General features: G+C 74.4%; 8 protein-coding genes. 5 read left to right on the top strand and 3 right to left on the bottom strand.

Going from position 1 to position 8,996, the window contains the following annotated elements; genetic code table 11:
• Positions 1 to 196 precede the first annotated feature (196 nt).
• Entirely contained in the window at positions 197 to 961 is a 765-nt protein-coding gene (locus tag ACFVX9_RS15770) for a hypothetical protein (RefSeq protein ID WP_063346597.1), read from the top strand.
• Positions 962 to 1,003: 42 nt separating this feature from the next.
• Here the strand turns inward: ACFVX9_RS15770 and ACFVX9_RS15765 are convergent, their stop codons facing one another.
• Positions 1,004 to 2,368, bottom strand: coding sequence for a right-handed parallel beta-helix repeat-containing protein (locus ACFVX9_RS15765; protein ID WP_387982058.1), 1,365 nt, complete (start codon positions 2,366 to 2,368; stop codon positions 1,004 to 1,006).
• 31 nt (positions 2,369 to 2,399) lie between these two features.
• Here ACFVX9_RS15765 and ACFVX9_RS15760 point away from each other — a divergent pair, with 31 nt between their 5' ends.
• The gene (locus ACFVX9_RS15760; RefSeq protein ID WP_387982056.1) at positions 2,400 to 3,608 is read left to right on the top strand and encodes a Dyp-type peroxidase; all 1,209 of its coding nucleotides are present in this window, start codon (positions 2,400 to 2,402) and stop codon (positions 3,606 to 3,608) included.
• A gap of 76 nt (positions 3,609 to 3,684) precedes the next feature.
• Here the strand turns inward: ACFVX9_RS15760 and ACFVX9_RS15755 are convergent, their stop codons facing one another.
• Both ACFVX9_RS15755 and ACFVX9_RS15750 read right to left on the bottom strand, forming a co-directional pair.
• Entirely contained in the window at positions 3,685 to 4,896 is a 1,212-nt protein-coding gene (locus tag ACFVX9_RS15755) for a cytochrome P450 (protein ID WP_380370629.1), read from the bottom strand.
• Positions 4,897 to 5,144: 248 nt separating this feature from the next.
• Positions 5,145 to 5,480: a heavy-metal-associated domain-containing protein gene (locus tag ACFVX9_RS15750; RefSeq protein WP_380486133.1), complete on the bottom strand. Its 336-nt coding sequence runs from the start codon at positions 5,478 to 5,480 to the stop codon at positions 5,145 to 5,147.
• A 252-nt stretch (positions 5,481 to 5,732) separates the two neighbouring features.
• On the opposite strand from ACFVX9_RS15750, the gene metF reads away from it, so the two are divergent.
• The 3 genes from metF to ACFVX9_RS15735 all read left to right on the top strand — a co-directional run.
• On the top strand, positions 5,733 to 6,674 hold the full coding sequence (metF, locus tag ACFVX9_RS15745; RefSeq protein WP_387982054.1) for a methylenetetrahydrofolate reductase [NAD(P)H]: 942 nt from the start codon (positions 5,733 to 5,735) through the stop codon (positions 6,672 to 6,674).
• Positions 6,675 to 6,802: 128 nt separating this feature from the next.
• Positions 6,803 to 7,966 (top strand): permease, encoded by a 1,164-nt coding sequence (locus ACFVX9_RS15740; protein WP_387982052.1) that lies wholly within the window; start codon positions 6,803 to 6,805, stop codon positions 7,964 to 7,966.
• 206 nt (positions 7,967 to 8,172) lie between these two features.
• Positions 8,173 to 8,996: cation transporter (locus ACFVX9_RS15735; RefSeq protein WP_387982051.1), on the top strand; the 824-nt coding region annotated here is incomplete at its 3' end.

Genomic DNA, 8,996 nt, shown 5'->3' with positions numbered 1-8,996 from the left:
TGTTTGTTTTTGTGTTTTTTTTGTTTTGTTTTGGGGGGGGGGGGGGGGGGGGGAGGGGGGGGGGGGGGGGGGGGGGGGGTGTTTCGGTGCCGCGCTCCCCCCCCCCCCCCCCCCCGCCGCTCGTTCGCACGACAGTGACGACAAGTACGACGGTCACGACCAGTACGACGGTGCTGACCAGGAGGAGGGCTGCCAGATGGCCCGTAGGAAGATCGGGAAGAGGGCGCGGCTGGGCCTGCTCGTCGGGGTGGTCGGCGCGGTGGTGGTCGCCGGGGCCACGGCCCTCGGGGTGACGGCCTGGGGCGAACCGGAGGAACGGGCGGTGACCATGGACGAGGCGTCCCGGCTGGCGCTGTCCCGGCTGACGCTGTACCAGGCCAGCCCGGCGGCGGTGGCGCTCACCGCGGCGGAGGGCGGCGGCGTGCAGATCCGGGTGGAGGGGGTGGTGGACTACCGCACCCGCCGGGGGGTGGGCCGTTACCAGGTCTCCGGGGCCTCGGGCCAGCTCGACCACGGCCTGATCATCTGGGACGGCGACGGCCTCGGGCTGGCCCCGGAGCCGGCCGGCTCCGGCCCCGCCTGGGAGCAGGCCGAGCACGTCCCCCGCTCCGGCTGGTCGCCGCGCTCCTACACGGCGGACCCGCTGGACGCCGGGCTCGGCCTGCTGGTCCGCCTCGGCGCCGACCGGCCGGACAACCCGCTGCTGCTCGCCCAGTCCGGGGCGCGCCTGCTCGGCCGGGACCGCATCGACGGCCGCGACTACGACCGCTTCTCCGGCCCGCGCGCCCAGGGCGCGGCCCCGGACGGCGGGCCGTCGCCGCTCACCTACTGGGTCGACGGCGACGGCTCGCTGCGCCGGGTCACCATGCGGATGCCCGGCCTGGGCACCCCGACGACCGTCGACCTCACCGGGCGGCAGGACGGCGTGCGGATGCCGGAGGCGCCGTGGGCCGCCGGGTGAGGCCCCGAGGCCGCCGGGGCCGCGGCTCACCGGGGCCCGGGCTCACCGGGGTTGCGGCACGGCGGCGGCGTCCGTGGGCAGGGCGTAGCGGTCCGGGTCGACGGGCCCCGGCAGGTCCGTCGCCGGCCGGCCCGGCGCCGACGGGTCGGGCAGGGAGGGCTGCGCGGCCGGGGCCTGCACCTGGTGGAACGGCACGCCGGGCGGCGCCATGACGGTGGCGGGCCGCCCGCCGGGGAGCGGGCCGCGGCCCTGCGCCCCGCACGCCGCCTGGCCCTCCAACTGGTCCGGGCTCTGGGTGTCGGGCGTGTTGCCGGTGAAGCAGTTGCCGGGGTCGGTGGAGGCCAGCACGAGGTCGACGCCGTTGCCCGTGGCGCGGTTTCCCTCGACGCGGTTGCCGCTCGCCGGGTGTCCGGGCGGGTCGGTGACGATGATCCCGGCGGCGCGGTTCCCCTGGACGAGGTTGCGCAGCACCTGGTTCGCGGTGCCGCCGCCGATCCCGAGGCCGATGCCGAAGCCGCCGTCCGCCTGCTCCGGGGTGTCGGCGGCGTTGTTGTCGGTGATCACGTTTCCGGCGATCACCGCGCCGTGCTGCGGGGCGAGGGACTCCAGGTCGTTGGAGTTCACCGTCACGCCGACCCGGTTGCCGGCCACCCGGTTGCCGAGGATGCTGAGCCCGTCGGAGGCGTTGGTCAGCTCGATGCCGACCGCGTTGCGCTCCACGGTGTTGCCGTGCACGAGGGTGTCGCAGGGCTTGCACTGGCCGACGTAGATCCCGGAGTCGGCCTGCCCGGAGGCGTAGGAGTCCTCGATCACGCCGCCGCGCGCGTCGAAGGCGTAGATGCCGTACAGGCCGTTGTCGTACGCCGTCACCCGGGAGGCCCGGAAGCCCTGGACGGGCGGGAAGCGGTTGGTGTCCAGCGGGTCGTACGCGGAGCCGCCGGCGCCGTGCCGTTGCAGGTGCTCGTCGGTGACGCCGGTGAACAGGACGCCGTTGGCGAGGTAGCCGTGCACGGTGAGGTTCTCCACCACCGAGCCGGCGCCGGTGACGGTGATGCCGTTGACGAGGCGCACCCCGCCGTTGAGGACGACGGTGTTGCGGTCCGTCCCGCGCAGGACGATGCGCGGCTTGGTGATCCGGACGCTCTCCGGGTACACGCCCGGGTGGACCAGCACGGTTTCGCCCTCGCGCGCGACGTCCACGGCCTGCTGCACGGTGGGGAAGTCCTCCGGGACCTGGATGACCGTACCGGCCGGATGGCGGGCCTCGTCGGAGGAGGAGCCCGATGCCGCGCAGCCGGCCAGCGCCAGGGTGGTGGCGAGCAGCGCCGCGGACAGCCGTCGCAGGGGCCTCGTGGCACGTGCAGGTGAGGGCCGCCGAGTGAAATGACGCATCATCAGGATTTGCATGAGAGGTGTTCTATCGTCTCCAATGTCGCCCATGCATGCCGAAACCGGAAAAGTGCGGAAACAGACGGAAGCCGCCGGACCCGGTGTCGAGCGGAGGGCGCTGCTCGCGGCCGGAGCGGTGCTCGCCGCCGGACTCGGCGCCGGCGTCCAGGCGTTGGCGCACGGCGGCCACGACGGCTCCGCGCAGCACCCGGCGGCCCCGCCGCCCGGCCCGGCGCCCCTCTTCCACGGCCCCCGCCAGGCCGGCGTGACCACACCGCCGCAACCCGCCACCCAGCTGCTGGCCTTCGACCTCGCACCCGCGACCACCGCCGGCGGCCGGGACGCCCTGCGCGGCCTGCTCGCGGAGCTCACCCGGCTGCTGGCCGCCGCGACCGCCGGGACCTCACCGGACCTGCGGCTCCAGGACGCCGAACCGGCCCGGCTCACCAGCCTGGTGGGCGTCGGCCCCGACCTCGCCGCCCGGCTCGGCCTGAACGTCCCGACCGCGCTCGCCGACCTGCCGGCCTTCGCCGGCGACCGCCTCGACCCGGCGCGCGGCGGCGGCGACGTCCTCCTCCAACTCTGCGGCGCCGACCGCTGGACGCTGACCGTCGTCGCCGAACTCGCCGCCACCGCCGCCCGCGCCGCCGGGGCCACGCCCCGCTGGACCCAGTCCGGCTTCCTGCCCGCCACCGCCCCGGGCAGCACCGCCCGCAACCTGTTCGGCTTCAAGGACGGCACCGCCAACCCCGACGAGCCGACCGCCCGGCAGTGGGTCTGGGGCCCGGCGGGCGCGCACGAGAACGGCACCGTCCTGGTCTACCGGCGGATCCGGATGGACGTCGCCGCCTTCGCGGCCCTCCCCGCGGACCGGCGCGACCTGGTCATCGGCCGCCGCGCGGGCGACGGCGCCCCGCTCACCGGCAGCGCCGAACACGACGAACCGGACGTCTACGCCAAGAACCCGGACGGCTCCTACGTCATCCCCGCCACCGCCCACGTCCGGCTCAGCAGCCCCCGCCTCGACGGCGGCGCACGCATGCTCCGCCGCGGCTACAGCTACGACGACGGCCCGGACGACCGCGGCCTGCTCTTCTGTGCCTTCATGCGCGACCCCGCCCAGTTCACCCGCGTCCAGACCCGCCTCGCCACCCGCGACGCCCTCAACCCGTTCGTCCAGCACCAGGCCTCCGCCGTCGCCTACGTCCTGCCCGGCGCCCCCGAGGGCGCCACGCTGGGCGAGCAGCTCTGGGGTTGAGGACGGTTTGCCCGCGACGGCCCGGGGGCCGACGCGGGCTGCGCGCTGCTCCCTGCGGGCGGCCCGGCGCCCCCGGCTACCAGGTGACCGGCAGCTGGGCGGGGCTGCGGGTGGTGGTGCCGAGCTGCCAGGTGAGCCGGTCGACGGGGGTGGTGAGGCGCAGGCCCGGGAGGGCGGTGGCGAGGCGGCGGAGGGATTCGCGCATTTCCAGGCGCATCCGCCAGGCGCCGAGGCAGTAGTGGGGGCCCGCGCTGAAGGCGAGGGTCGGGGCGGGCAGGGGGTGGTCGAGGCCGGCGTCGAGGCCGTCGGGGAAGACGGCGGCGTCGCGGTTGGCACTGCCGAGGCTGACGGCGAGGACGGCGCCGGCGGGGATGTGGACGCCGCCGAGGTCGACCGGTTCGGTGGCGCGCCGGGTGGTGGCCTCGTCGTCGCCGAGCGGGATGAAGTGCAGGAGGCGTTCGGTGACGCGTTCGGTGGTGTCGGGATCGGCGAGGCGGGGCCAGTCCTCGGGGCGTTCGCCGAGCAGGTAGACGAGGGCGTTGCCGAGGGCGCCGGTGACGCTCTCGTTGCCGCTGGCGGTGAGCCCGCAGACCAGGTAGACGAGTGATTCCTCGGGGACGCCGCCGTCCTGGTCGGCGGCCTGGACGAGGCGGCTGACCAGGTCCTCGCCGGGGTGGTGGCGCCGGCGGGCGATCAACTCGCCGGTGTAGGCGGCGTATTCGGCGAGCGCCTCGGCCGGGTCCAGGGCGCCGTCGGCCGCGTCGCCGCCGTCGTCCGGGGTGCCGTCGGCGAGGATCGCCCTGGTCCAGCGGCGGAGCCGTTGCTCGTCGAGGTGGTCCGGGCCGTCGCCGTCGAGCCCCATCAGGCGGCTGGTGACGGCGAAGGGCACCGGCCGGGTGAAGGCGGTGACCAGGTCGGCGGGGGTGCCGCCGGCCGCGAGGGCGTCGACGGCCTGCTGGACGCCCTCCGCGACCCAGGGCTGCCAGCCGGCGATGGCGCGTGCGGTGAAGGCCCGTTGGACGGTGCTGCGCAGCCGGCGGTGTTCCGGCCCGTCCTGGTTGAACATCGACGCCGGGTTGCTGGAGACGTCGGCGCCGCCGCCGGGGGTGCCGACGGTGGCCAGGTCGCCGCGGGTGAAGCGGGGGTCGGTGAGGGTCTGGCGGACGTCGTGGTAGCGGGTGACCAGCCAGGCGGGGGTGCCGTCGGGGAGGGTGGTGGGGTGGGGCGGCTGGGCGGGGGTGACGGGGAGTCGGTGCAACGGGGGGAGGGCGGGTGCGGCGGTGGACATGGGTCCCTTCGGGGTCGGCGGTCCGGCGCGGGATGAGAATCCAACTGTCGTATTTACGTAGATCGTTGGATTCCGCTGCTGCTTGTCCCGTTGGTCCCGATGGTAGCGATTTCACCTCCTCCGGTCAGGGTTTCACCGGGGCCTGTCCGGCGCGCATCCCGCCGGGCGCATCCCGCCGGGCATACCCCCACCCCGTAAGCCGAGCGCCCCCGACGGTCCTGCCGTCGGGGGCGTTCGGCCGGCGCGCCCTAGCCGTCGAGGCGGCCGACCAGCCCGTAGCCGGCCTCGTCTATGGCGGCGGCGACGGCCTCGTCGGCGAGCGGCAGGGTGCTGTCGACGGTGACCTTGCCGGTGGCGAGGTCCACGGCGACGTCGGTGATGCCGTCGATCTTCCGCAGTTCGGCGGTCACCGAGGTGACGCAGTGGCCGCAGGTCATGCCCTTGACCTGGAAGACGGCCCGCCCGGCCGTCCCGGTGGCGGGGGCCTCGGTGGCGCCGGTGCCGCAGGAGCCGCAGCAGGAGGCGGCGGTCTCGGTGGCGGTCCCGGTGGCGGGGGACTCGGCGGTGGCGGTGGTCTCGGACATGGGGGTGCTCCTGTCGTCAGTGCCCGGCGCCGGCCGCGGGTGCGGTCGGCCGCTTCGCCTGGAGAACGTACCATACCCCCCAGGGGTAACTGAGGGCGTCGCTCGCGATGGCCGTGAAACGGACTCGACCGATCGTCAACTGATCCTTGTGGCAATCTCGTTGCGCCCTTCCGGCAGGGTGGAAGCGGCCGCCCGCATCCCGGCGGCCGGCCCCGGCAGGCGGCCGACCCCCATCACCCGAGGTGACACCCCATGGACCACACCACCCGACCCGGAGCGCGCGGCCCGCGCGGACTGCGCGAGATCCTGGCGGCCGGCGAGCGGACGTACTCCTTCGAGTTCTTCCCCGCCAAGGACGACGCCGGTGAGCGCTCCCTGTGGGCCGCGATCCGGCGGGTGGAGGCGGTCGCGCCGACCTTCGTCTCCGTCACCTACGGCGCCGGCGGCTCCTCGCGCGACCGCACCATCGAGACCACCGAGCGGATCGCCGCCCAGACCACGCTGCGGCCGGTGGCCCACCTGACCGCCGTCGGTCACTCCACCGCCGAGCTCCAGGCCGTCCTGCGCCGCTACGCGGACGTCGGGATCCGCGACGTCCTCGCCCTGCGCGGCGACCCGCCCGGCAACCCGAACGGCGCCTGGGAGCCGCACCCCCGGGGCCTGCGGCACGCCGCCGAACTGGTCGAACTGGTCAAGGGCTGCGGCGCGTTCACGGTCGGGGTGGCGGCCTTCCCGGAGCGCCACCCGCGCTCGGCGAACTGGGCGGACGACATCCGGCACTTCGTCGCCAAGTGCCGGGCGGGCGCCGACTACGCCGTCACCCAGATGTTCTTCGACGTCGAGCACTACCTGCGGCTGCGCGACCGGCTCGCCGAGGCCGGCTGCGACACCCCGGTCATCCCGGAGATCATGCCGGCCACCGACGTCCGCCAGATCGCCCGCTTCGCCGAACTCAGCGGTGCCTCCTTCCCGGCGGGCCTGGCCGCACGGCTGGAGGCGGCCCGCGGCGACCGGCCGACCGCTCACCGCATCGGCGTCGACCACGCCACCCGGATGGCCGAGCGCCTGCTCCGCGAGGGTGCGCCCGGCCTGCACTTCATCACGCTGAACCGCTCCACCGCCGCCCTGGAGATCCACCGCAACCTCGGGCTGGACCGGGCGACGCAGCCGTCGGCCCCGCTGGCGGTGGCCTGACGGAGGTCTGACAGGGGTCTGGCGGGGGAGCGGCCGGGCCCCCGGCGAGGTGCGAGGGGTGATACCCGGTACGGGTATATGGTGCTCGGCGCTGGCGAACCCGGGGCACCAGGGAAGGCGGACCCACCATGCACGCGATCCTGCACGCGCTGTCCATCGCCGGATCGATGACCTGGGAGATCGCCTGGGCGCTGATCCTCGGCTTCCTGCTCTCCGCCGTCGTCCAGGCCGTCGTCCGCAAGTCCACCGTCGTCCGGCTGCTCGGCGACGACCGCCCCCGCACCCTCGGCGTCGCCGCCCTCCTCGGCGCGGCCTCCTCCTCCTGCTCGTACGCGGCCGTGGCCCTCGCCCGCTCGCTGTTCCGCAAGGGCGCGGACTTCACCGCCGCGATGGCCTTCGAGATCGCCTCGACCAATCTGGTCGTCGAACTCGGCGTCATCCTGGCCCTGTTGCTCGGCTGGCAGTTCACGGCGGCGGAGTTCGTCGGCGGGCCGGTGATGATCCTCGTCCTCGCCCTGCTCTTCCGGCTGCTGCTGCGCGACCGGCTGCTGCGTGAGGCCCGCGCCCAGGCCGAACGCGGCCTGGCCGGCTCGATGGAGGGCCACGCGGCGATGGACATGTCCGTCGCGGGGGAGGGCTCCTTCGCCCGGCGGCTGCTGTCCCGGCAGGGCGTCACGGCCGTGTCGCACGTGTTCGTGATGGAGTGGGCGGCGATCCTCAAGGACCTCGTCCTCGGGCTGCTCATCGCCGGTGCCATCGCCGCCTGGGTGCCGGACTCCTTCTGGCAGGCGTTCTTCTTCGCCGACCACCCGCTCGCCGGCCGGCTGTGGGGTCCGCTGGTCGGCCCGCTGGTGGCGATGGCGTCCTTCGTCTGCTCGATCGGCAACGTGCCGCTCGCGGTGGTGCTGTGGAAGGGCGGGATCAGCTTCGGCGGGGTCGTCGCGTTCATCTTCGCGGACCTGCTGATCCTGCCGATCCTCAACATCTACCGGAAGTACTACGGGCGTCGGACGGCCCTGTTCCTGCTCGGCACCTTCTACGCGGCCATGGTGGTGGCCGGCTACACCGTCGAGTTCCTCTTCGGCGCGCTCGGCCTGGTCCCCGACCAGCGCGAGGCCGAGATCCCGATGGCGGGCATCGAGTGGAACTACACCACCTGGCTGAACATCGCCTTCCTGCTCCTCGCCGCCGCCCTGCTCGCCCGCTTCCTGCGCACCGGCGGCCGCGCCATGCTCCGGATGATGGGCGGCGAGCCCGCAGTCGGGGACGGGCGCCGGCACGACCGGCACTGACGCCCGGCGGTGGGTACCTCCCTGGGGTTTCGGGCGGGGCGGATCGCCGACCCCCGGAAGATACCTGCTGGGGGTATCCGCTTGTTCTTGATACCCCTAGGGGGTATAAAGGAACTCGACGCCGACCGATACCTCCCTAGGGTATGGAGGTCGGACCGGAGACGCTCAGCACGTTCCCGGAACGACGACTGTCACGAGGAGCAACGATGACCACCCAGGCACCCGCCTCCACGGAGGTGGAACTCTCGATCGGCGGCATGACCTGCGCCTCGTGCGCGGCCCGCATCGAGAGGAAGCTCAACCGGATGGACGGCGTCTCGGCGAGCGTCAACTACGCCACCGAGAAGGCGAAGGTCGCTTTCCCCGCGGGCGTCGACGTCGCCGACCTGATCGCCACCGTCGAGGCCACCGGCTACAGCGCCGCGCTGCCGAAGCCGCCGGCCGCCGAAGGCCCGACCGGGCAAGCCGGGCAGGCCGAGCCGGTCGACGAACTCGCCCCGCTGCGCCAGCGGCTGGTCACGGCCGTGGCGCTCGCGGTGCCGGTGATCGCGATGGCGATGGTGCCGGCCCTGCAGTTCGACAACTGGCAGTGGCTGTCGCTGGTGCTGGCCGCGCCGGTGGTCACCTACGCCGCCTGGCCGTTCCACCGCGCCGCCTGGACCAACCTCAAGCACGGCGCCGCGACCATGGACACCCTGGTCTCGCTCGGCACCGGCGCCGCGTTCCTCTGGTCCCTGTGGGCGCTGTTCCTCGGCGACGCCGGGATGCCGGGCATGCGGCACGGCTTCGAGCTGACCATCGCCCGCAGCGACGGCCCGTCGAACATCTACCTGGAGGCGGCGGCCGGCGTCACCGCCTTCATCCTGGCCGGCCGCTACTTCGAGGCCCGCTCCAAGCGCACCGCGGGCGCCGCGCTCAGGGCGCTGCTGGAACTGGGCGCCAAGGACGTCACCGTGCTGCGCGGCGGGGCCGAGGTCCGGATCCCGGTCGGCGGCCTGGCCGTGGGCGACCGGTTCGTGGTGCGGCCGGG

Origin of the sequence: Kitasatospora sp. NPDC058243, from assembly GCF_042882025.1 — a bacterium.
GTDB lineage: Bacteria > Actinomycetota > Actinomycetes > Streptomycetales > Streptomycetaceae > Kitasatospora.
The sequence above is the reverse complement of the archived record's forward strand: the minus strand, read 5'-3'. Positions and strand labels throughout refer to the sequence as shown.

Coding starts and splice junctions, on each gene's coding strand:
- ACFVX9_RS15770 (WP_063346597.1), top strand. CDS start 197: ATGGCCCGTAGGAAGATCGGGAAGAGGGCGCGGCTGGGCCTGCTCGTC.
- ACFVX9_RS15765 (WP_387982058.1), bottom strand. CDS start 2,368: ATGCAAATCCTGATGATGCGTCATTTCACTCGGCGGCCCTCACCTGCA.
- ACFVX9_RS15760 (WP_387982056.1), top strand. CDS start 2,400: ATGCATGCCGAAACCGGAAAAGTGCGGAAACAGACGGAAGCCGCCGGA.
- ACFVX9_RS15755 (WP_380370629.1), bottom strand. CDS start 4,896: ATGTCCACCGCCGCACCCGCCCTCCCCCCGTTGCACCGACTCCCCGTC.
- ACFVX9_RS15750 (WP_380486133.1), bottom strand. CDS start 5,480: ATGTCCGAGACCACCGCCACCGCCGAGTCCCCCGCCACCGGGACCGCC.
- metF (WP_387982054.1), top strand. CDS start 5,733: ATGGACCACACCACCCGACCCGGAGCGCGCGGCCCGCGCGGACTGCGC.
- ACFVX9_RS15740 (WP_387982052.1), top strand. CDS start 6,803: ATGCACGCGATCCTGCACGCGCTGTCCATCGCCGGATCGATGACCTGG.